This window comes from Micromonospora sp. NPDC005161 (assembly GCF_053599855.1).
On record NZ_JBSFYQ010000016.1, the window covers coordinates 41025 to 61682 of the forward strand.

Annotated in this window: 22 protein-coding genes; 7 read left to right on the forward strand and 15 right to left on the reverse strand. The window is 71.2% G+C overall.

What is annotated here, in order from left to right:
• Positions 1-22: 22 nt before the first annotated feature.
• From wrbA to ACWD5O_RS17440, 4 genes are all read right to left on the reverse strand, one after another.
• On the reverse strand, positions 23-640 hold the full coding sequence (gene wrbA / locus ACWD5O_RS17425) for an NAD(P)H:quinone oxidoreductase (RefSeq protein ID WP_354967569.1): 618 nt from the start codon (positions 638-640) through the stop codon (positions 23-25).
• 158 nt (positions 641-798) lie between these two features.
• Positions 799-1167: a DUF3037 domain-containing protein gene (locus tag ACWD5O_RS17430; RefSeq protein WP_354967568.1), complete on the reverse strand. Its 369-nt coding sequence runs from the start codon at positions 1165-1167 to the stop codon at positions 799-801.
• The gene (locus tag ACWD5O_RS17435; RefSeq protein ID WP_450085915.1) at positions 1164-1925 is read right to left on the reverse strand and encodes a HipA family kinase; all 762 of its coding nucleotides are present in this window, start codon (positions 1923-1925) and stop codon (positions 1164-1166) included. Before ACWD5O_RS17435 ends, ACWD5O_RS17430 begins: the two co-directional genes overlap by 4 nt.
• Positions 1926-2376: 451 nt before the next feature.
• Positions 2377-2733 (reverse strand): hypothetical protein, encoded by a 357-nt coding sequence (locus ACWD5O_RS17440; RefSeq protein WP_450085916.1) that lies wholly within the window; start codon positions 2731-2733, stop codon positions 2377-2379.
• Positions 2734-2942: 209 nt separating this feature from the next.
• On the opposite strand from ACWD5O_RS17440, the gene ACWD5O_RS17445 reads away from it, so the two are divergent.
• Positions 2943-4052 (forward strand): winged helix DNA-binding domain-containing protein, encoded by a 1110-nt coding sequence (locus ACWD5O_RS17445; RefSeq protein ID WP_450085917.1) that lies wholly within the window; start codon positions 2943-2945, stop codon positions 4050-4052.
• Between the two features lie 117 nt (positions 4053-4169).
• On the opposite strand, the gene ACWD5O_RS17450 is transcribed toward ACWD5O_RS17445, so the two are convergent.
• The 4 genes from ACWD5O_RS17450 to ACWD5O_RS17465 are packed head-to-tail and all read right to left on the reverse strand — an operon-like array spanning position 4170 to position 8511.
• Entirely contained in the window at positions 4170-5378 is a 1209-nt protein-coding gene (locus tag ACWD5O_RS17450; protein ID WP_450085918.1) for an ABC transporter ATP-binding protein, read from the reverse strand.
• Between the two features lie 10 nt (positions 5379-5388).
• Positions 5389-6231 (reverse strand): carbohydrate ABC transporter permease, encoded by an 843-nt coding sequence (locus ACWD5O_RS17455; protein WP_450085919.1) that lies wholly within the window; start codon positions 6229-6231, stop codon positions 5389-5391.
• A gap of 1 nt (position 6232) precedes the next feature.
• Complete coding sequence (locus tag ACWD5O_RS17460) at positions 6233-7228, reverse strand: carbohydrate ABC transporter permease (RefSeq protein WP_450085920.1); 996 nt, start codon at positions 7226-7228, stop codon at positions 6233-6235.
• On the reverse strand, positions 7225-8511 hold the full coding sequence (locus ACWD5O_RS17465; protein ID WP_450085921.1) for an ABC transporter substrate-binding protein: 1287 nt from the start codon (positions 8509-8511) through the stop codon (positions 7225-7227). The genes ACWD5O_RS17460 and ACWD5O_RS17465 overlap by 4 nt, the downstream gene beginning before the upstream one ends.
• 252 nt (positions 8512-8763) lie before the next feature.
• Here ACWD5O_RS17465 and ACWD5O_RS17470 point away from each other — a divergent pair, with 252 nt between their 5' ends.
• The 4 genes from ACWD5O_RS17470 to ACWD5O_RS17485 all read left to right on the forward strand — a co-directional run bounded on the left by ACWD5O_RS17470 (position 8764) and on the right by ACWD5O_RS17485 (position 10405).
• Positions 8764-9351 (forward strand): VOC family protein, encoded by a 588-nt coding sequence (locus ACWD5O_RS17470; protein ID WP_450085922.1) that lies wholly within the window; start codon positions 8764-8766, stop codon positions 9349-9351.
• Complete coding sequence (locus tag ACWD5O_RS17475) at positions 9276-9464, forward strand: VOC family protein (RefSeq protein WP_450085923.1); 189 nt, start codon at positions 9276-9278, stop codon at positions 9462-9464. Before ACWD5O_RS17470 ends, ACWD5O_RS17475 begins: the two co-directional genes overlap by 76 nt.
• Before the next feature lie 184 nt (positions 9465-9648).
• Positions 9649-10080, forward strand: coding sequence for a hypothetical protein (locus ACWD5O_RS17480; RefSeq protein WP_089019976.1), 432 nt, complete (start codon positions 9649-9651; stop codon positions 10078-10080).
• 46 nt (positions 10081-10126) lie between these two features.
• Positions 10127-10405 carry a hypothetical protein gene (locus ACWD5O_RS17485; RefSeq protein ID WP_121655610.1) on the forward strand — a complete coding sequence of 93 codons (279 nt, stop codon included), beginning with the start codon at positions 10127-10129 and terminating at the stop codon, positions 10403-10405.
• Positions 10406-10430: 25 nt separating this feature from the next.
• Here the strand turns inward: ACWD5O_RS17485 and ACWD5O_RS17490 are convergent, their stop codons facing one another.
• The 3 genes from ACWD5O_RS17490 to ACWD5O_RS17500 form a co-directional block, all read right to left on the reverse strand.
• Entirely contained in the window at positions 10431-11216 is a 786-nt protein-coding gene (locus ACWD5O_RS17490) for a L,D-transpeptidase family protein (protein ID WP_450085924.1), read from the reverse strand.
• Between the two features lie 415 nt (positions 11217-11631).
• Positions 11632-12342 carry an HAD family hydrolase gene (locus ACWD5O_RS17495; RefSeq protein WP_450085925.1) on the reverse strand — a complete coding sequence of 237 codons (711 nt, stop codon included), beginning with the start codon at positions 12340-12342 and terminating at the stop codon, positions 11632-11634.
• Between the two features lie 41 nt (positions 12343-12383).
• Positions 12384-13016 carry a TetR/AcrR family transcriptional regulator gene (locus ACWD5O_RS17500; protein ID WP_450085926.1) on the reverse strand — a complete coding sequence of 211 codons (633 nt, stop codon included), beginning with the start codon at positions 13014-13016 and terminating at the stop codon, positions 12384-12386.
• Positions 13017-13177: 161 nt separating this feature from the next.
• On the opposite strand from ACWD5O_RS17500, the gene ACWD5O_RS17505 reads away from it, so the two are divergent.
• Complete coding sequence (locus ACWD5O_RS17505) at positions 13178-14380, forward strand: low temperature requirement protein A (protein ID WP_450085927.1); 1203 nt, start codon at positions 13178-13180, stop codon at positions 14378-14380.
• An 11-nt stretch (positions 14381-14391) separates the two neighbouring features.
• Here the strand turns inward: ACWD5O_RS17505 and ACWD5O_RS17510 are convergent, their stop codons facing one another.
• From ACWD5O_RS17510 to ACWD5O_RS17525, 4 genes are all read right to left on the reverse strand, one after another.
• Positions 14392-14835 (reverse strand): SRPBCC family protein, encoded by a 444-nt coding sequence (locus ACWD5O_RS17510; protein ID WP_354967555.1) that lies wholly within the window; start codon positions 14833-14835, stop codon positions 14392-14394.
• Between the two features lies 1 nt (position 14836).
• Positions 14837-15187 carry an ArsR/SmtB family transcription factor gene (locus tag ACWD5O_RS17515; protein ID WP_450085928.1) on the reverse strand — a complete coding sequence of 117 codons (351 nt, stop codon included), beginning with the start codon at positions 15185-15187 and terminating at the stop codon, positions 14837-14839.
• Positions 15184-15642 (reverse strand): SRPBCC domain-containing protein, encoded by a 459-nt coding sequence (locus ACWD5O_RS17520; RefSeq protein ID WP_450085929.1) that lies wholly within the window; start codon positions 15640-15642, stop codon positions 15184-15186. Before ACWD5O_RS17520 ends, ACWD5O_RS17515 begins: the two co-directional genes overlap by 4 nt.
• Before the next feature lie 235 nt (positions 15643-15877).
• Positions 15878-18583, reverse strand: a complete 2706-nt coding sequence (locus ACWD5O_RS17525; RefSeq protein WP_450085930.1) for an MGH1-like glycoside hydrolase domain-containing protein — start codon at positions 18581-18583, stop codon at positions 15878-15880.
• A 42-nt stretch (positions 18584-18625) separates the two neighbouring features.
• Between ACWD5O_RS17525 and ACWD5O_RS17530 the strand changes: the two genes are divergently transcribed.
• On the forward strand, positions 18626-20569 hold the full coding sequence (locus tag ACWD5O_RS17530; protein ID WP_450085931.1) for an amylo-alpha-1,6-glucosidase: 1944 nt from the start codon (positions 18626-18628) through the stop codon (positions 20567-20569).
• Positions 20570-20658 lie beyond the last annotated feature (89 nt).

Sequence of the window (20658 nt, forward strand, 5' to 3'; positions counted from 1 at the left end):
GTGGACCGCGTCCCCGCTGCGGTCAGCCGGCCAGGCCCTTCTTCAGCGCGGTGCCGATCTGCACCGCCCGCCGGGCGGTGAGCGCGGCGGCGCCCAGCGCCACGCTGTCCGGGGCGATCTCCCCGTTGTTGCTGGTGTGCGAGGCGCCGTAGGGGTTTCCCGCGATGAACTGGCTGGTGTCGGTGTAGCCGGGGGTGACCACGATCCCGCCCCAGTGGTAGAAGACGTTGAAGAGCGAGGTCAGGGTCGTCTCCTGCCCGCCGTGCGCCGTCGCCGTCGAGGTGAAGGCGGAGTAGACCTTGTTGGCCAGCGCGCCCTGGGCCCAGAGCGGGCCGGTGGTGTCGATGAACTGCTTCAGCTGGGCCGCCACCAAGCCGTACCGGGTCGGCGCACCGAGGATCGCCACGTCGGACCAGGCCAGATCGTCGACCATCGCCTCGGGCACGTCCTGGGTCTCCAGGTGGTGCGCCTGCCACCCGGAGTTGGAGCGGATCGCCTCGTCCGGCGCCAGCTCGCGTACCTTGCGCAGGCGCACGTCGGCACCGGCGTCCCCGGCGGCCTCGCAGACGGCCTGCGCCATCTGGTACGTGATGCCGGTGGCGCTGTAGTAGATCACCGCTACCTTGGTCTGGGCAGCCATCAGATGTTCCCCTTCTCGTCTGAGTCAGCTCCGGCGACTACCCCCCACCCGCACCGTCAAACGAGATCCGGCCCCGCTGTCCGCACCGAGCGGCCCGGCCGAGGCCTCAATTTCTCCGCCTAGCGCGGTCAAGGGTCTGCCGGCCGGTCCCGCCCCGCTCAGCGGACCAAGGCCGCCATCAGTCGCTCCAACTCCGCCGCCGGGTCGGCGGTGAGCCCGGTGTGCACCGGCCCGGTCTGGATCATCGTGCTGCGCGGCGCGGCCAGCCAGTGGAACCGCTCGCCGAGCCGCATCCGGGTCGCCGGACCGTCACCGGCACAGGTCCGGTCCCAGGATTCCAGCACCGCGGCCACCGCCGGCAGGTCGACGTCGGGTGCGAGCGCGCGGACCCGGTCGGCGTCCAGGTGCGTCCGCGCGGCCAGGAAGTCGCGCTGCTGGCAGTAGAGCAGCACCCCGACGTTGATCTGCTCGCCGCGCTCGATGCGGGGCACCAGCCGGATGACGGCGTACTCGAATGGTTGTCTCATGCCGCGCTCCCCTGCGGGAGCCAGTCGGCGGTGCGGGCGACCCGGGCGGACAGGTGCGCCAGGTACGCCTCCCGCGCCGCGTCGGCCGAATCGAAATCGGCGGCGGCGGTGAGCCACTCGTCGGGCACCAGCGCCAGCACCTCGGTGAGCAGCTCCGGGCTGACCCGTGGCGCCAGCTCCGCGTCGGCCTCGGCCAGTCGGGAGGCGTACGGCGCCAGCACGTGGTCCTCGGCCCGGTACGCCCGGTGCACGGCGGCGGCGGCCCGCGGCCAGTTGTGGTGGAAGTACAGGCAGGCGCCGTGGTCGATCAGCCACAGCTCCCGGTGCCAGACCAGCAGGTTCGGGTTGCGCCAGCTCCGGTCGACGTTCTCCACGTAGGCGTCGAACCAGAGCACCCGGGAGGCCAGCATCGCGTCGACGGGGTGCGCGACCGGGTCGAAGCCCAGCGCACCCGGCAGGAAGTCCATGCCCAGGTTCGCGCCGCCGCTGTTGCGCAGCAGTTCCTGCACCTCCTGGTCGGGCTCGGCACGCCCGATCACCGGGTCGATGTCGAGCACCACCAGCGGCGGCACCCGCAACTCCAGCCGCCGGGCCAGCTCACCGCAGATCACCTCGGCGATCAGCGCCTTGGGCCCCTGCCCGGCACCACGGAACTTCGCCACGTACGTGCCGAGGTCGTCGGCCTCCACCACGCCGGGCAGCGAGCCACCCTCGCGCAGCGGGGTGACGTAGCGGATCGCGGTGACCTGGCGGAGCACGTCGCCCACCCTACTGTGATCTCCGGCCGCGCCCGCCGGAAGTGTGCCGCGGACCGCGTCACCGGACCGTTCCTGTGACCGGAGACGACGTGTAACCGCGCGTGAAGTCTGGTCGGGCCGCCACTCATGAATCGCGTCCTTTGCTCTGCTTACTCGGACGCAACACCGCGCTGAGCAGGGATTACAACGCAGCTTCGCGCGAAGATGCTCGGCAGGGCCGAACCCTGAGTAACTGTTGCGCCCGCGTAAGCAGTGCAAAGGGGAATGGGACAGTGGTCGGGAGCGCGCCGCGGGTCACCCGATGTGACGGGCCGAGGTGCTTCCTCGCCCACCGCGAGGGACGTCGCGCCCGCGAGGGACGTCGCGCCCGCGAGGGCGTCCGTCCGCCGCGCCGTGCCCGTCAGGGCCCTGCCCGCCCGCCGAGGCGGACGTGCCCAGCGTGCCACCGGTGTCAGTCGAGCTTGTCGCGCAGGTCATCGACCTGCTGCTGGAGGCGGTCCACCGCGCCCTCGTTGTTGATGAAGGTGGTGATGCCCGCGGCGAGGCCGAGGCCGATCAGCACCGCCAGGATGCTCAACACGAGGCCGCCGATCGCCACACCCCGCCCGGTCACCCCTGGTCGCGCGGCCATCTTCAGCCCGACGATGCCCAGGATGATCCCGATGATCCCGAGCACCAGACCGAGCCAGGCCAGGATCGCGGTCAACACGCTGATCAGACCGGACACCCCGAAGACCAGGGCGAAGGTCGCGGCCGCGCTGGTCTTGGCGCCGGTGCCCGCCCGATGGCCCTGGGACCCGGCAGTCACGCCGGATCCGCGGGCCGGTTCGCTTGCGGCAGTCATGACACTCCCTTCCGCACGCGCGGCGCGCGCACTTCCGGTCGGCCGCTTCCCCACTGCGCTGGCCGTTATGCCCCCGACTGCGATCCGGCGGCGGGTGCGCGGGGTGTCGTGTCGACCCGGACGTCGGTGGGTGGCCCTAGGCTGGCGGCCCCGACAACCGGAAGGAGCACCCGATGCCCGTCGACCTCAGCGCGGCCGACGCGTTGGCGCTGCGGATGACCAGCCTGCTGCTGCGCCCGCACCCGGGCACGCGACCCGGAACCGTCGGCGAGGTGGTCGAGTGGTTCGGTGCGATGCAGGCGCAGGACCTGGCCAGCGGGCTGTGGTCGCTGGGCGCCCGGCTGCCCGGGTGGACCGTGGCCGACGTGCAGGCGGCTCTGGAACGGCGCGAGGCGCTGCGCACGTGGCCGATGCGAGGCACCGTGCACCTCGTCCCGCCCACCGACGCGCGCTGGATGCTGGAGGTGACCGGCATCCGGTCGCTGGCCGGCGCGACGACCCGACGGGGGCAGCTCGGGCTCACCGACGTCGACGCGGACCGGGCGGTGGACGTGCTCGGTGCGGCGCTGGCCGGCGGTGGCCGGCTCACCCGGGCGCAGTGTCTGGCCACCCTCCGCGCGGCCGGCCTGGGCACCGACGGTCAGCGGGGCTACCACCTGCTGTGGTACGCCAGCGTGCGCGGGGTGACCTGCCTGGCGCCGAACATCGGCACCGAGCAGACCTTCGCGCTGCTCGACGAGTGGGCGCCCGGGCCACGCCGGCTGGACCGGGAGGAGGCGCTCGCCCTGCTGGCCCACCGCTACGTGCGCGGGCACGGGCCGGTCAGCGCCCGCGAGTTCGCCGGCTGGACCGGCCTCACCCTGACCGACGCGCGGCGCGGGCTGGCCGCCGCCGGCGACACGCTGACCGTGGTGCGGGTTGACGGCGAGGAGATGTACGTCGACGCGGCGTTGGCCGACGCGCCGCGCACGCCGGTCGACGACGTGCTGGTGCTGCCCGGCTTCGACGAGTACCTGCTCGGCTACCGGGATCGCGCGCTGATGCTCGATCCCGCGCACCAGGCGGCCGTCGTGCCGGGTAACAACGGCATCTTCCAGGCCACCGTGGTGCGGGCCGGCCGCGTGGTGGGCCTGTGGAAGCGGCGCATCGCCCGGGCCGCGGTCACCGTGGCGATCCAGCCGCTGACGCCGCTGGACGCCGGTGAACGTGCCCGGGTGGAGCAGGCACTGGGTCGGTACGCGGACTTCCTCGGCCTGCCACCCCGGTTCGACTGGCCGGCCTGACCGGGGCTCACCCGGCGTCAGTCCTCGGCCGGGCGGGTCGATCGCGGGCGGGCCGCGGTGGGCAGCTCGACGGGGCCGGCGGGTGATCCCCGCCGGCCCCACCATGATGGACGCCACTCAGTTGGCGAGCGCGCCAGCCGCCCGGCCCTCGTGCAGCGTGAGGTTGCGGCCGTTGGTCGGGTCGAACAGGTGGATCTTCTCCAGGTTGAACCAGACCCGACGCGACTGCCCCTCGGCCACCGGTGACTCGGCCGACAGCCGGGTGACCAGGTTCCCGCCACCACTGGCGAAGTCGGCGGCACCCGCGTCGGCGGCCAGCTCCTCCAGCTCGGCGGCGCTGGCCCGCTCCCCCTCGACCGTGAAGTAGACGTACTTGTCCGAGCCCATCGACTCGACGATCTCCACCGGCGCCTCGAACTCCAGGCCCCGGCGGCGGGTGTCCTCGTCGACGAGCTCGGCGTCCTCGAAGTGCTCGGGGCGGATGCCGAGGATCAGCTCGCGCGGCGCGTCGGCCGCCTCCAACTCGCGGCGGACCCGGTCGCCGAGCGGCACGTCACCCAACGCGGTACGCAGCCCGCCGTCCTGCACGGCGGCGTGCAGGAAGTTCATCGACGGCGAGCCGATGAAGCCGGCCACGAACAGGTTGCGCGGGTGGTCGTACAGCTCCTGCGGGGGCCCGACCTGCTGCACCGCACCGCCGCGCATGATGACCACCCGGTCGCCGAGGGTCATCGCCTCGGTCTGGTCGTGGGTGACGTAGACGGTGGTGGTGCCGAGCTGCTTCTGCAACCGCGACACCACGGTACGCATCTGCACCCGCAGCTTCGCGTCCAGATTGGACAGGGGCTCGTCCATGAGGAACGCCTTCGGCTGACGGACGATCGCCCGACCCATCGCCACCCGCTGGCGCTGCCCGCCGGAGAGGTTCGCCGGCCTACGGTCCAGCAGCGAGGTCAGCTCCAGCACCTTCGCCGCCTCGTCGACCTTCTGGTTGATGGTCTCCCTGTCCAGCTTCGCCAGCCGCAGCGGGAACGCCATGTTCTCCCGCACGGTCATGTTCGGGTACAGCGCGTACGACTGGAACACCATGGCGATGTCCCGGTCCCGGGGGGCCTTGTCGTTGACCCGCTGGCCGCCGATGCGCAGCTCGCCGGAACTGATGTCCTCCAGCCCCGCGATCATGTTGAGGGTGGTGGACTTGCCGCAGCCGGAGGGTCCGACCAGGATGACGAACTCGCCGTCGGCGATCTCCAGGTCGACGTCCTGCACGGCGACGGTCCCGTCCGGGAACTTCTTGCTCACCTTGTCGAGCACGATGTCAGCCACGACTACTCACCTATCCCTTGACTGCGCCGGAGGTCAGGCCGGACACGATGCGGCGCTGGAAGAAGAGGACGAACAGGATGATCGGAACGGTGATCACGACGGCGGCCGCGCAGATCGCCCCGGTGGGGTCCTCGAACTGCGACTCGCCGGTGAAGAACGACAGGGCGACCGGCACCGTACGAGCCCGCTCGGTGGAGGTCAGCGTGATGGCGAACAGGAAGTCGTTCCAGCAGAAGATGAAGACCAGGATCGCCGTGGTGAACAGCCCGGGCGCGGCCAGTGGGGCGATGACCCGTCGGAACGCCTGCCCCTGGGTGGCGCCGTCCATCTTCGCCGCCTTCTCCAGGTCCCACGGGATCTGCTTGAAGAACGCCGACAGCGTGTAGATCGCCAGCGGCAGAGCGAAGGTGATGTACGGCAGGATCAACCCGGGCCAGGTGTCGAAGAGGCCGAGCTGACGCTCGATCTCGAACAGCGGCGACACCAGCGACACCTGCGGGAACATCGCGATCAGCAGGGAGACGCCGACCAGCAGCCCCTTGCCGGGGAAGTCCAGCCGGCTGATCGCGTACGCGGCCATCGCGCCGAGCACCACCGCGACCAGCGTGGCGACCAACGCGATGCCGATCGAGTTGATCAGTGCCCGGACGAACTGGTCGGTGTCGAAGATCGTCCGGTAGTTGTCCAGCGTCCACTCCCGGGGGATGAAGTTCCCGTCGGTGAGGGTGGCCGGCGTCTTGAACGACAGCGACGCGATCCACAGCACCGGGACCAGCGCGAAGACGACCACGAGGATGTCCAGGAGACCCCAGCGCACCCGGGCCCGGGTGGTGGTTTCGGTACCGGTGGCCATGTCAACGCCTCTCGGAGTCGTCGCTGCCCGGGGCAGCGGTGCCGAACAGCTTCACGAAGACGAAGGCGATGATCGCCACGGTGATGAAGATCAGCACCGACATCGTCGACCCGATGCCGAGGTTCAGGCCCCGGATCAGGTTGTTGTAGGCCAGCATCGACACCGACGACGTCTCGTTGCCGCCGGCGGTCAGCACGAAGATGTTGTCGAAGACCCGGAACGCGTCCAGGGTGCGGAACAGCAGCGCGACCAGGATCGCCGGCTTCATCACCGGCAGCATGACCTTGGTGAACCGCTGCCACGACGTCGCGCCGTCGGTGGAGGCGGCCTTGAGCAGGTCCTCCGGGACCAGCGCCAGCCCGGCCATCAGCAGCAGCGCCATGAACGGGGTGGTCTTCCAGATCTCGGCGAGCATGATGATCGCCAGCGAGCTGGCGCGCTCGGTGAGCGGCGCGCCGTCGCTGAACAGGTTGGCCAGGTAGCCGGTGCCGGGCGTCCAGGCGTACCGCCAGGAGAAGGCGGCGACGACGGTGACGATGCCGTATGGGATCAGCGCCGCGGTCCGCACGATGCCCCGCCCGACCAGCGTGCGGTGCATGATCAGCGCCAGCCCCATGCCGAGCACCAGCTCGACGGCCACGGTGACCACCGTGATCAGCATGGTCACCCCGAACGCGGTCCACCAGAACTCGTTGGTGAGCACGGTGACGTAGTTCTCCAGCCCGATGAACTTGCGCTCGTCGGGGAAGCGCAGGTCGAAGCGTTGGAGCGACAACCAGACCGAGTAGAGGATCGGGTACGCGGTCACCGCGACCATGACGAGCGCGGCCGGCGCGCACAGCAACCAGCCGAGTTTGCGTTCGGCCTTCTTGTTCTCGCTCAGCGGCGGCTTGCGACGGCCGGCGCGCTGGGTGGGGACGGTGGCGTGCCGGCCGGTGGAGCGGGTGGTCTCCTCGGCGGTCACGTCCGCCCCGGTCGGGGTCGCGGGCAGGCTCATGGGAGGACCCCCTTGGACTGGAGGGCATCGGCGATGGCGGAGCGCAGCTCGTCCGCGGTCTGCTGCGGACGGATCGCCGACGGCGGCGACAGGATCGCCGACATCACGGTGGAGATGCTCTGGTAGGCCGGGGTCAGCGGGCGGGTCGCCGGCTCCTTCAGCTCCTCCAGGATGGTGTCCTTCATCGGGTACGCCTCGGTCATCTCCGGCTCGTCGTAGACGGCCTCGATGGTGGGCGGGACGCCGTCGTTGATGGCGGAGAACTTCTGGTGCTCGGCGTCGCGGATGCACCGGGCCGCCTCGAAGGACAGCTCCGGGTGCTTGGAGTAGGAGCTGACCGCCAGGTTCACCCCGCCGATGGTGACCTTGCTGGGGGTGTTCTCGTCGACGCCCGGGATCCGGGCCCAGCCGACCTGCTTCGCCAGTTCGGGGTTCGCCTCCTGCAGGGCGGGATAGACGAACGGCCAGTTCACCTGGAAGGCTCCGGCACCGGACTGGAACTCCAGCCGGACCGGATCCTCGATGGCGTTGGTGAACGACGGCGAGGTCACGCCCGACGTGGCGAAACGCTGCAACTGCTCCAGCGCCCGGACCGTGCCGGCGTCCATCACGGCCTGCGTGCCGTCGTCGTTGAGGATCTTCCCGCCGGCGCTCTCGGCCAGGGTGTTGTAGAGGACGACGAGGCCCTCGTACTGGGCGCCCATGGTGAGCACCTGGTACGGCTTGCCCTGCTCCTTGAGCTGCTGGGCAGCGGTGATCATCTGGTCCCAGGTCTTCGGCGGCTGCGGCACCAGGTCCTTGCGGTACCAGAGCAACTGGACGTTGGTGTTCTTCGGCGCGGCGTAGAGCTTGCCCTCGTAGCGGGCGGTGTCCAGCGGCCCGGAGAGGGTGCCCTGCTCGACCTCGGTCTTGTCCTGGCCGGTCCACTCGCGGATCCAGTCGGCGCTGGCGAACTCCTGGGTCCAGGTGACGTCCAGGCCGAGCACGTCCATCCCGGTGTCCTCGGCGGCCAGCCGACGCACCATCTGCACCCGCTGTTCGTCGGCCTGCCGGGGCAGCACCTGGTAGGCGATCTCGTACCGCCCCTGGGCCTGCGCGTTGCAGTCGTCGACGACCTTCTGCAGGTTCTGCTCCGGCGGGTAGTACAGGTTGATCGTCGGTGGGCCACCAGCGTCACCGGAACCGCAGGCGGCCATGGGCGCCACCAGCGTCAGCGCGGCGGCTGCCGCCACCGCGCGTACCCGTGGTCGCCGTCGACGTCGGGCCTCGTCAGGGTCGCTCATCACCCCTCCCCTCTTGTCGGCCAGCCGCCGGGGAAACGCACCGCGCCCCGGCGCACGGCGAGACGATCGGGGCGCTGGACCAGCGGCGCGCGACCCCGGACGTTTCGTGGCCTTCACACTGCCCGACCTGGAAAGTCGCGAAACCTGACGCCAGTGGGGACCTGGCCGACCGGCCCGGTGTGCGCGACGTCACTTCGGGCGGGTCGGAGGGGGCCGCGTACTCGAGGGCCGGGGGCCCGGCATGCTGTGCCGGTGATCGCACGCTTCAAGGACCTCTGCCTGGACGCCGCCAACCCGCGCCTGCTAGGTGCCTTCTGGGCCCGGATCCTCGACGCCGACGTGGCCGACGCCGGCGGCGAGGACACCCGCGTCGACCCTCGTGCCGCCCGCTCGGGCGCCGAGTCGATCTGGGTGAACCAGGTGCCGGAGCCGCGTACCGGCAAGACCCGCGTACACCTGGATCTGCGGCTGGCCGGCGCGGAGCCGTCGGCGCTGATCGCGGCCGGCGCCCGGCTGCTCCGCGCACCGTCCGAGGACGTGACCTGGTGGGTGCTCGCCGACCCGGAGGGCAACCCGTTCTGCGGGTTCGCGGCCCGCAAGGGCACCCAACCGGGCCCGTTCGAGCTGGTCGTGGACTCTGCCGACCCGGCGGCCCAGGCGGCCTGGTGGGCCGGTGTGGTCGGTGGCACCGCCGAGTTCGGCTCCGGTACCGCGTCGCTGGTCGGCGCGGCCGGGTTCCCCTGGGAGCGCTGGGGTTCGACGCGGTGCCCGAGCCCAAGACGGTCAAGAACCGGATGCACTGGGACGTCGATCTGGTCGACCCGGAGCCCGCGGCGCTGATCGCGGCGGGCGCGACGCTGCTACGCGAGCCGCAGGACGAGAGCCGTTGGTGGGTCCTGGCCGACCCGGAGGGCAACGAGTTCTGCGCCTTCGCGCCGCGTCCCATCGGGTGAGCGACCGACTACCCAGCGCGGGCACTGTCGACTAGCGTCTTCCTAGCGCCACAGCCAGCGCGTTCGCCGCCGACGTCGACACGCCTCCGGCCGACCCCAGCCTGCCCGTTCGGTTGGTAATCGCGGGAAGTCCCACCGCCATTCCCCCGGTTCGGCAGGATCGTCCCAACGAGGAGGTGCCGTCGTGCAGGACACCCGCGCTCTCGCCCTGACGTTCGAGGTGAGCGGCCTGCCACCGGTCAAGACCGAAGCGTTGTCCATCTTCGCCGCCGGGCACCGGCAGGCGACGAGGGTCCGCACCCTGCTCCAGGCCGCCCTGGCGGCGGCCCAACGCACCGGCTGGACGCCGTTGCCCGGGCCGATCGAGGTCGACCTGGTCCTGCGCTGCCCGCCCGGGCACCGTACGGCCGACGCCAGCACCCTGCTCGGCGGCGTCTGCGCGGTGTTGCAGGACAAGAAGCGGGTGACCAGCATCGGCCTGGCCCACCTCGGCGTCCTGGTGGACGTCGCTCTCTTCGACGACGACCGGCAGATCCGCCGGTTGTCGTACCACGAGGAGCCGGCGGAGGACTTCTCGTACCAGGTGCGGGTCGCCGCCGTACCGGCTGAGGTTTGACCGACGGACGCGGTGGGGTACCGCCGACGCCGACGAAGGGAGCACCATGTCGGAGCCACATGTCACGCTCGACCCGCGCGGGCTCGACCCGGTGCAGCAGAAGCTGCGCGGCCCGTTGGAGGATCAGCTGACCTCGGCGCTCCAGGCGGCCACCGACCGGGTCCGCGCCGGTTACGCCGGCGAGCCGGTCGAGCAGGTCTGCCAGCGCCTGTTGGACGAGACACGCTCCGGGCTGCATCCTGACATCGCGGCCGGCTTCAACCCCGACATGGACGAGTTCTGCCGGGTGGCGGTGGCGATCGTCCGCGGCGGCGAGGTCTCCTGATCCACCGGCCCGCCCCGGGCTCAGCTCAGTAGCGGCGCATCTGGGCGTACGGGCTGAGCACGATGCGCGGCGACAGCGCCGGGTCCAGCCAGGTCAGCACGTCGACCAGGTCATCGTGTGCGAGGGAGACACAGCCGGCGGTGGCGTTGCCGGCGCTGGTGCTGAACTGGTGCAGGAAGATGCCGCTGCCCGCGTTCGGCACCGGCTTCGACACGTTCGGCGGCATGTTGTAGGTGATCACCGCGAAGTGTGTGTACGCGGGCACCTCCGTCCACAGCGCCTCGCTGGCCCCGCCGGGGTTGGTCGAGCTGTGCTGGAAGGTGTTGTACAGCGACGACGACGGGTTCTCGTTCCACCAGTCACCGCTGACCAGCTGGTGGTACGGGTACCGCACGCCCGGGTTCGCGTCGATGCCGTACATGGTCGGGCCGATCGAGTAGACCCCGGTGGGGGTGGTCGGCACACCCTCCACGTGGTTGTCGCTGAACCCCTTGGAGCCGATCCGGGCGGGGACCAACCCCGAGGCGGGCATCCAGCGACCGCTGATCCGCACGTACGCCTCAAGGGTGGCGTAGGTGGTCGTGGAGCTGGTGGTGCCGACGATGAGCACCTGCTTCGTCTGCGCCGGCAGGGTTGTCAGCCGCGCGGCCAGGTTGCGGCGCGGCCAGACCGAGCCGGTGGATGCGGAGACGGTCGCGACGCCCCGGGCCGGCGCGGGCCTGCTCGCGCCGAGCGCGGGTGCCGCCGGGCTGAGCAGGGTCGGCGCGGCAAACCCCGCCGCGGCGCCGAGCAGGAGCGATCTGCGCTTCATTCCACCATCCTGACAGTCGGCCCGGCACGCGGCTGTCCCGCCCGCCGGGAGGGGTGGTCGATTGGTTGGCCGGGTCAGGACCGGGTCCGCAACTGCCCGGCCCTGACCCCCGGTCATCCGGCATGGGAGCGGACAGCTCCAGCACCCCTGCCGCGCGCGGGCGTGGCTCAACGCCCACGCGGCTCGACAGGGAGGCCGGCCGCCCTGCACTCAGCTCCACGGTGCCCACTCGCCGGACGCCCGTTCGCCCCCGGCACACCCCGAAAGGCCGTGGACGCCGGCACAGGCTAGGCAGGCCACGGCGGGTCGGACAAGCCAGGCAGGACCGCCGGTGGCAGGACTTATCTCACGGGGAAAAACCGTCATGTCGGCGTAACGCGACCATGATCGCCGACGCTGTTCGGTCTCAGAGCGGTCAGAAGTGCTGCAGCAGGTCGCGGAACGCGGCCAAGCGCAGCACGCGGGCGTCGGTCGGGTCCAGTTCGTCGTCCTCCAGCACCCAGGTGTTCTCATTCGGAATGAACACCGCGTTCAGCCCGGCCGCGCGGGCCGGCAGGATGTCCGACTTCGGAGAGTTGCCGATCATCCAGGCGCCGGCCGGCTCGAACCCGTGCTCCCGCACCAACCACCGGTAGGTGTCGACGTTCTTCTCCGCGACGATGTGCGTGGCTCCGAAGTGGTGCAGCAGCCCGCACGCGTCCAGCTTGCGCTGCTGCTCCACCTGGTCCCCCTTGGTCAGCAGCAGCAGCTCGTGCCGACCGGCCAGCTCGTCGAGCGCGTCCGCCACCCCGGGCATCAGCTCCACCCGGTGCTCGACCAGGGCCACCGCCAACCGGTCGATCTCCCGACGCTCGGCGTCGGTGGCCGGTCGCTCACGCAGCCGCTCCAGGCACTCCGCCAGGCTGCGCAGGAAGACCTTGCTGCCGTAGCCGTGCGCCACCGTGTTGGCCCGCTCGATGTCGTCGAGGACGGCCCGCAGCTCCACCCGGTCCAGTGTCGGGTGGTCGAGCCAGGCCAGGAAATCGTCGATCACCCGCTCGAACACGACGTTGTTCTCCCACAACGTGTCGTCCGCGTCGAAGATCAGCACCTGCGCCTGCCGGCGCGCCGCCTGGTCCACCGTCATGCCGCCCCCCTTGTGATCAACGCTCCTGACGGTTCGGGACCTTAGGGCATGGCGCGAGGCGCACCCAAGGATTTTCCATCCGACTCGGCCGCCAGGCAGGGCCACCGCAACAACCGTTCCGCGATCATCGTCTCCCGCTCCTCCTGCGCCTCCGGACGCAACCGGCCACCCCGGGTGAGCATGACCATGCCGTGCAACAGACTCCAGCCCACCTCGGCCAGGGTGCCCGGATCACGCCCCTCGGCCAGCGGGGTCAGGGCCGCCCGCAGCTCGGCGAACACGCCGCGGGGAGCGGCCGGCACGCCGTCCACGCCGAGGGCCAGGTCGGGGGTCAGCGCGAGCATCGCGTCGTAGACCTCCGGATTCGCGTACGCGAAGTCGAGGTACGCGCTCGCCACCGCTGGCCAGACCCGTTCCGGATCGCCGGTCGCCTCCGCGTGCGCCTCGGCCAGGTCGGCGGCCAGGTCGGCGAAGGCGCACACCGCCACGGCGGCGAGCAGCGCCTCCTGATCGGCGAAGTGCCGGTAGAGGTCGCCGACGTCGACCTCGGCCCGCTCGGCCAGCCGCCGAGGGCTCACCCCCGTCCAGCCCTCGACCTCGGTCAACTCCCGCGCGACCGTGACGATGAGGTCGCGTCGGTCCTCTTCGGTGGCTCCCTCGGCAGATCCGGACACGACCACGAGCGTAAGTCGAAGACACCGACGGCAGCCGCGCGGTGACAGATTGGTGACTGTCCGTGCCGGACGGTCAGTGCCGCACCCGGCGCTTGGTCGTTAGGTGATGGGATCACCGGGACGGGAGGGCACGTGGTCATGGGACGGCACCCGGCGGGCGGATGAGTGAGAGGGGCGACGCGCGGCTGCTCCGCACCGAGAGCAGTCTCCAGCGAGCCACCTTTCTGGAACTCTTCCTCGACTTGGTCTTCGTCTTCGCGCTCACCAGGATCTCGGCCCGGTTGATCACGGATTTCACCGGTACCGAACGCGGCGCGCTCGCGGGTCTCGGTCAGGCCCTGCTGCTGCTCCTGGCCCTGTGGGCCGTCTGGTCGTTGACGGTCTGGTCGACCAGTTGGCTGAATCCGGAGGCGCCGGTAGTCCAGACCGTCATCGTCATGACGATGGCCGGCGCCATGGTGATGGCCGTCGCGGTGCCCGACGGCTTCGGCGCGCGGGCCTCCCTCTTCGCCGTCACCTACGTGACTCTCCAGATCGGCCGGGTGCTGTACTTCCACATCGCCGGACACGGCCGGCCGGATTCGCGGCAAACGATCCGGGTGCTGGTCTGGCTCGGCTTGAGCGCACCGCTCTGGGTCGTCGGTGGGCTGATCGACGATGGCACGGTTCGTGGGTCGCTCTGGACCATCGCCGCGCTGGTCGACTATGTCGGGTTGTTCCTCGGGTGGCCGACACCCCGGGTCGGCGCGCAACGGATCGGCGGACAGACGATAGCGGCCGAACACCTGGCCGAGCGGTACCAACAGTTCCTCCTCATCGCGCTCGGCGAGGCGATCTTCGTCATCGGGTTGGCCTTCAGCGGCAGCCAGTTCCACACCGCGCAGACGGCCGGCTTCACGCTGGCGTTGGCGACCACCGTCCTGCTCTGGCGGATCTACTTCCACCTGGCGGGAGGCGTGCTGGGTGCGGCCATCAGCCGTTCCCGGGACGCCCCCCGCCTGGCCACCGACATGGCACTCGCCCACCTGGTCATGATCGCCGGGGTCGTGCTGACCGGCGTGGGCTTCGAGCTGTTCATCACCGAGCCACTCGGTGACCTTCCGGCGCCCTGGCTCATCGCCGTCCTCGGCGGCCCGGCGGTCTTCCTCGCCGGACGATCGGCCCTCGAATACCAGGTCTTCGGTCGGGTGTCCCGATCCCGGACAGGTGGCCTGCTGGCCCTCGTGCTGCTGACGCCGGCAACGCTCCACCTGCCGCCGATCGCGACCGGCGCGGCCACTGCCGTGGTGCTCCTGGGCGTCACCTACGCGGACGCGCGACGCTCACACCGCCGACCAGCGGAACAACCTGCACCACCGGTCTAGCCTGGCGGGGCTCAGTGCCAGTCGCTGATCCGGACGTCGTCCGGGGCCGGCCTGCCACGCCCGGTCTCCACAAGCTCCTTGAGACTCATGAGGAACATCGCCCACTTGGTGCTGCAGTGGTGCATGAACTCGACCGGCTCGCGCCAGCCCCCGTGGGTGAACTGGACGATGGTGTACTCACCGCGCTGGTCGAGGCGCCAACCGATCTCGGTGCCGATCCACTCCTCGGGGCCGTCAATGACCCGCCACCGCACGTGGCCGGAGGGGTCGAGCTGCACGACCTCCATGTCGAAGCCACCGACGTCGCCGAACCGGAAGGCCAGGCGGCCGCCGACCTCGCTCTTGCCGACCGTGTCGGTCGTCCACCAGCCGGCGATGCCCTCTGGAGTTGCCACCGCTCGGTAGACGTCGTCGAGTGAAGCGACGACTCCGACCCGGTGCAGGATGTCCACCATGTCACTCTCCCTGGTTGTCGTTGCGGTTGTGCTCGATGGCCTCGGCGATCCGCCTGATCCGGCGGAGGCGGGCGTCCCAGGTGGCACCGACCGCTGACATCTGGGCGGCGGCGCGGGCGAGCTGCGCCTCGTCGACCTGGTAGTGCCGCTCGCGACCGGCCGGCGCGGCGTGCACCAGACCGACCCGGTCCAGGACGGCCAGATGCTTCGAGACGGCCTGGCGGGTGACGGGCAGCCGCTCGCTCAGTGACGTGGCGGTGCCCGACCCCCCGGCGAGAAGAAGGTCGATCATCGTGCGCCGGATGGGGTCGCCGATGGCCGACCACAGGTCGTCGTCGACCGCGGTGCTCATGAGGTGGCGACCAGCCGCGCAACGTACGTGCCCAGCGCGGGAATGTAGTGGTCCCACCCGCTCACGTGGTCGCGGTACTGCTCCTCGATGACAGCGACCTCCCATCCCATCCCGCGGAACCCGGTCTCGGTCATGCGGATCTGGGTCCCCGTACCGGTCGGGGCCAGCTCGAAGGTGACCAGCAGCGAGGGCCCGCTCCGGGCCGGGTCGGAGTAGCACCACCGGAAAGAGAACCGCTTCGGAGGGTCGACCTCGACGACGGCGAGGGCGACGGTGTTCGTCTCGCCCGTCGCCGCGTCGCGCCACACGAGCTCACCGGGCGCGCCCGCGACCGGCTCGAACCGCGCGTCGTCGGGCCACCACTCCCGCATGTGCTCGGGCCGACTGATCACCTCGAAGACCACCTCGGGCGATGCGTCGACGTGAATGTCCCGCTCGATGGATCCGTGTTCCATGCCACCCAACCTTTCGCAACCTTTGGTTGCGTAAGGCTACAACATCCAGGACGCGACGCGCAACCTTTCGTTGCATGTTGAGTGGCGCGGCCAGCCCGCATGATCGGTGCTCGAACCAGGATCGAGTGGCCTCCGAACGCCGGGGACACCACTACAACATTGATCGAGCACAATCATGCCGGCGCCGCCGCCGACAACGCCGACGCCGCCGCCGGACGCGCGGGCGGCGGCGGGGTCAGCGGCGCAGGGTGAGGATCAGGTCGGCCACCAGCGCCGTCCAGCCCGTCTGGTGCCAGGCGCCCAGCCCGGCCCCGTTGTCGCCGTGGAAGTACTCGGGGAACGCGATCAGGTCCCGCCAGTCCGGGTGGGTCTGGAACAGGCGCGCCGCCCCGTAGATCGGACGTCGACCCCAGTCGTCCTGGGTGAAGAGCGAGATCAGCCGGGCCGAGAGGTCGTCGGCGATCTCGTCCAGCGTGCGCTTCACCCCGGAGCGGGTCGGGTACTCCACCTGAAGGTCGTCGCCGAAGAACGCCGCGTAGTCGCGCAGCGCGCTGATCAGCAGGAAGTTCGTCGGCATCCAGATCGGGCCGCGCCAGTTCGAGTTGCCGCCGAACAGCCCGCTGGTCGACTCCGCCGGCTCGTACCCGACGGAGAACTCCTGCCCACCGAGGGTGACCGAGAACGGCTTGTCGAGATGCGCGCGGGACAGCGTACGGAGGCCGAAGTCGGAGAGGAACTCGTCGCTGTCCAGCATCCGGGCGAGCAGCCGCACCACCTGCTCCGGGCCGACCATGGACAGCAGCCGCTGCTGGCGGCCGTCCGGGCCCAGCCGGCGGGTGCCGATCACCTCGGCGTACTCCGGTCGGTTGGTGAGGAACCAGCGCAGCCGGGCGCCCAGCTCCGGCAGCTGGTGCAGGGTCCGGGCGGTGAGCCGGGTGGTGGCGGCCAGCGGCAGCAGCCCGACCACCGACCGGACCTTCAGCGGCACCTTCGTGCCGTCGGCGAGCCGCAGCACGTCGTAGAAGAAGGCGTCCTCGTCGTCCCAGAGCCCCTGCTCGTACGCGGCGGCGGCGATGTACGCGAAGTGCTCGAAGAACTTGGTGGCCGTGTCCACCCAGGTGCGGTCGTGCTCGGCCAGCACGATCGCCATGTCCAGCATGTTCAGCGCGTACATGGCCATCCAGCCGGTGCCGTCGGACTGCTCCAGCACACCGGCCACCGGCAGCGCCGCCGACCGGTCGAACGGCCCGACGTTGTCCAGCCCGAGGAAACCGCCCTCGAATACGTTGTTGCCGCCGGTGTCCTTCCGGTTGACCCACCAGGTGAAGTTGAGCAGCAGCTTGTGCATCACCCGGGCCAGGAACTCGTAGTCCCGGCCGCCGTCGATCTCGAACACCTTGAGCGCCGCCCACGCGTGCACCGGCGGGTTCACGTCACCGAACGCCCACTCGTACGCCGGGATCTGCCCGTTGGGGTGCAGGTACCACTCGCGCAGCAGGAGCAGCAGTTGCGCCTTGGCGAAGCCCGGGTCGACCCGGGCGATGCTCACGCAGTGGAAGGCCAGGTCCCAGGCCGCGTACCAGGGGTACTCCCAGGGATCGGGCATGGAGATGACGTCAAAGCTCGTCATGTGCCACCAGGCGCTGTTGCGCCCGTGGCGACGCCCGGCCGGCGGAGTCGAACCCGGGTCGCCGTCCAGCCAACGCTTGACGTCGAAGTGGTAGAACTGCTTGCCCCACATCAGCCCGGCGATGGCCTGCCGAGCCACGAGCGCCTCGTCGGGCGTGGCGGCCTCCGGGATCACGCCGGCGAAGAAGCGGTTCGCCTCGGCACGCCGCGCCCACACCACCGCCTCGAAGCCGTCGCCGAGATCCGCCCGGGGCGGCGGGGCGGCGGCCGGCGGCGACGCGGTGCGGGTCAGCCGCAGCCGGATCTGGCGCTGCCCGCCGGCCGGCACGTCGAGCACGTAGTGCAGTGCGCCCTTGGTGCCCTCCCTGGCCGGGTTGACCGTGGCGGCGCCGTTGACCACGTGGTCGTTGATGCCGTCCTTCGGGTAGCGGGACCGGCCGGGCAGGCCCCAGAGCCGCTCGGCGTTGGTGTCGTTGTCGCAGAGCAGCGGCACCGGGTCTCCGTCGCCCTCCAAAAGAAGTTGGCCGAGCACCCGGTGCTCGCCGACCAGCCGCGCGCCCTCACCGGTCAGCCGGGGAATCCGGTCAGCGCCGGGCAGGCCCCAGGCCCAGGTGTTGCGGAACCACAGGCTGGGCAGCACGTGCAGGGTGGCGGCCCGGTCGCCCCGATTGGCCACGGTCACCACCATGCACAAGTCGGTCGGGGACGCCTTGGCGTAGTCGACGCTGACCGCCCAGTACCGGTCGTCGTCGAAGATCCCCGTGTCCACCAGCTCGTACTCGGTGTCGTCCCGGCCGCGCAGCGCGTTCACCGCGACCAGCTCGTCGTACGGGAAGGCGGCCTGCGGGTAGTGGTAGCGCCAGCGCATCCAGGAGTGGGTGGGCGTGGAGTCCTCGTACCACCAGTACTCCTTGACGTCCTCGCCGTGGTTGCCGCCGTCACCGCCGAGGCCGAACATCCGCTCCTTGAGGATCGGGTCCCTGCCGTTCCACAGCGCCAGGGCGAAGGCGAACGTCTGCCGGTCGTCGCAGACGCCGGCCATCCCGTCCTCATTCCAGCGGTAGGCTCTGGACCGCGCGTGGTCGTGCGGGAAGTAGTCCCAGGCCGTACCGTGCTCGCTGTAGTCCTCCCGCACCGTCCCCCACGCCCGTTCGGACAGATAGGGACCCCATGCGCGCCAGTCCTGCTCCCCCGAGTCGGCCTGGGCGAGCCGGAGCCGCTCGGCGTCGGGTGGCGAGGCGTCGGAGGACGAACGGTCAGAGATCACGTGCACATCTTTGACGTCGCCGCGGTACTTGACCACAGCAGCCATTCTCGTCGTGGCGTGTTACACCCCGCCGCCGGTGGAGGAAAGTTGATCGACATTCACTTCGGCCCGCAGGTGTGCGGCGAGCTGACCAGCGCGGCCAGCCGGGAGTGGCTGGTGCCCGACGGCGTCGGCGGGTACGCGATGGGCACCGTCGCCGGGCTGCGGACCCGGCGCTACCACGGTCTGCTGGTGGTGCCCGGTGAGACGCCGGCGTCCCGCCGGGTGGGACTGGTCAGCCTCGACCCGTCGGTCACCCTGCCGTCCGGCGCGCGGGTCCGGCTCGGGGCGCACGAGTGGTCCTCCGGGGACGTCGACCCGCGCGGCTTCGAGCTGCTGGAGCGCTTCGACCTGGTCGACGGGCTGCCCCGGTGGCGGTGGCGGATCGGCGCGGTGGTGATCGAGCGGGAGCTGGCGATGCTGCCCGGCCGCTCCTGCGTGGCGGTGGTGCACCGGCTGGTGGCCGGCGGGCCGGTCCGGCTGGAACTCTCCGCCGCCTGCACCTGGCGTGACGCGCACGGCGAGCGGCGGGCCGACGGCCCGACGCCGCAGGTCGAGGCGGTGGCCGACGGCGCGGTGGTCGAGGGGGCGTACCGGCTGGCCGGCCCGGGCTGGACGCCCGAGGGGCAGTGGTGGCTGGGTGTGCACCACCGCGAGGAGGCGAGCCGGGGGCTGCACCCCGACGAGGACCTCTGGTACGCGGGCCGCTTCGCCGGCGATCTGCGGCGCCCCGGTGACACCGTGTCGGTGCGGGCCTGGGCCGGCCGGCTCGACGAGGAGCCGCCGCCCGCCCCGGAGATCGTGGCGACGGCCCGGCGGCGCAACCGTCAGGTGGTGGCGACGGCGAAGCCGGCGGACCCGGTGGAGGCGACGCTCGCGTTGGCCGCGGACGCGTTCGTGGTGCGTACCGGCCGCACGGCGGTCGACGTGGTCGCCGGCTACCCGTGGTTCGGCGCGTGGTCGCGGGACACGATGATCTCGTACGAGGGGCTGTTCCTCTGCACCGGTCGCGCGGACGAGGGTCGGGAGCTGCTGCGGGCGTACGCGGCGACGCTGTCCGAGGGGATGCTGGCCAACACGGCCGACACCGGTCGGGTGGAGTACAACACCGTCGACGGCACGCTGTGGTTCCTGCACGCGGTGAGCCGGCACGTCACCGTCACCGGTGACACCGACCTCGGCGACGAGCTGCTGCCCGCGCTGCGCACGGTGATCGACGCGCACGTTGCCGGCACCCGCTACGGCATCGCCGTCGACCCGGCCGACGGGCTGCTCACCCAGGGCGCCCCGGGCACCGCGCTGACCTGGATGGACGCCCGGGTGTACGGGGTGCCGGTCACCCCGCGTACCGGCAAGCCGGTCGAGGTCAACGCGCTGTGGATCAACGCGCTGGCCGGGCTCGCCGAGCTGACCGAGCTGGCCGGTCGGGACGCGGCCGAGCTGCGGCGACGGCACGGGCAGGCCACCGCCTCGTTCCGGGACCGCTACCCCGCGCCGGGCGGCTGGCTGCACGACGTGCTGGACGCGCCCGCACCGGCGTACCCGCTGGGCGGGGCCGCCCTGCACGACGACGACTCGCTGCGCCCCAACCAGCTGCTGGCCTGGTCACTTCCGTTCGCGCCCCTGGAGCCGGACGAGGCGACGCTGCGCCGGGTCGCGGCCGGGCTGCTCACCCCGCTCGGGCCGCGCAGCCTCGCCCCGGAGTCGCCGGAGTTCGTCGGCCGGCACCGGGGCGGCCCGGCCGAGCGGGACGGCGGCTACCACCAGGGCACCGTCTGGCCGTGGATGCTCGGCCCGTACGTGGACGCCTGCCGCCGGGGCAAGATGTCGGTCGATGACGTGTTCGTCGGTATTGAGTCCCATCTGACCGAGTTCGGGCTAGGCTCGGTGAGCGAGACGGCCGACGGCCTCGCGCCGCACGCCGCGACCGGCTGCCCGTTCCAGGCATGGTCGGTGGCCGAGCTGCTGCGGGTGCGCCGACAGGGCCAGTAGCGCTTTACACGACCGCAACGGCGGTGTCTCCGCTGGTTATCTCGCCCCCGGCAGGATTGGTCCGAGATCCAGACGCGACGGCGGGCACC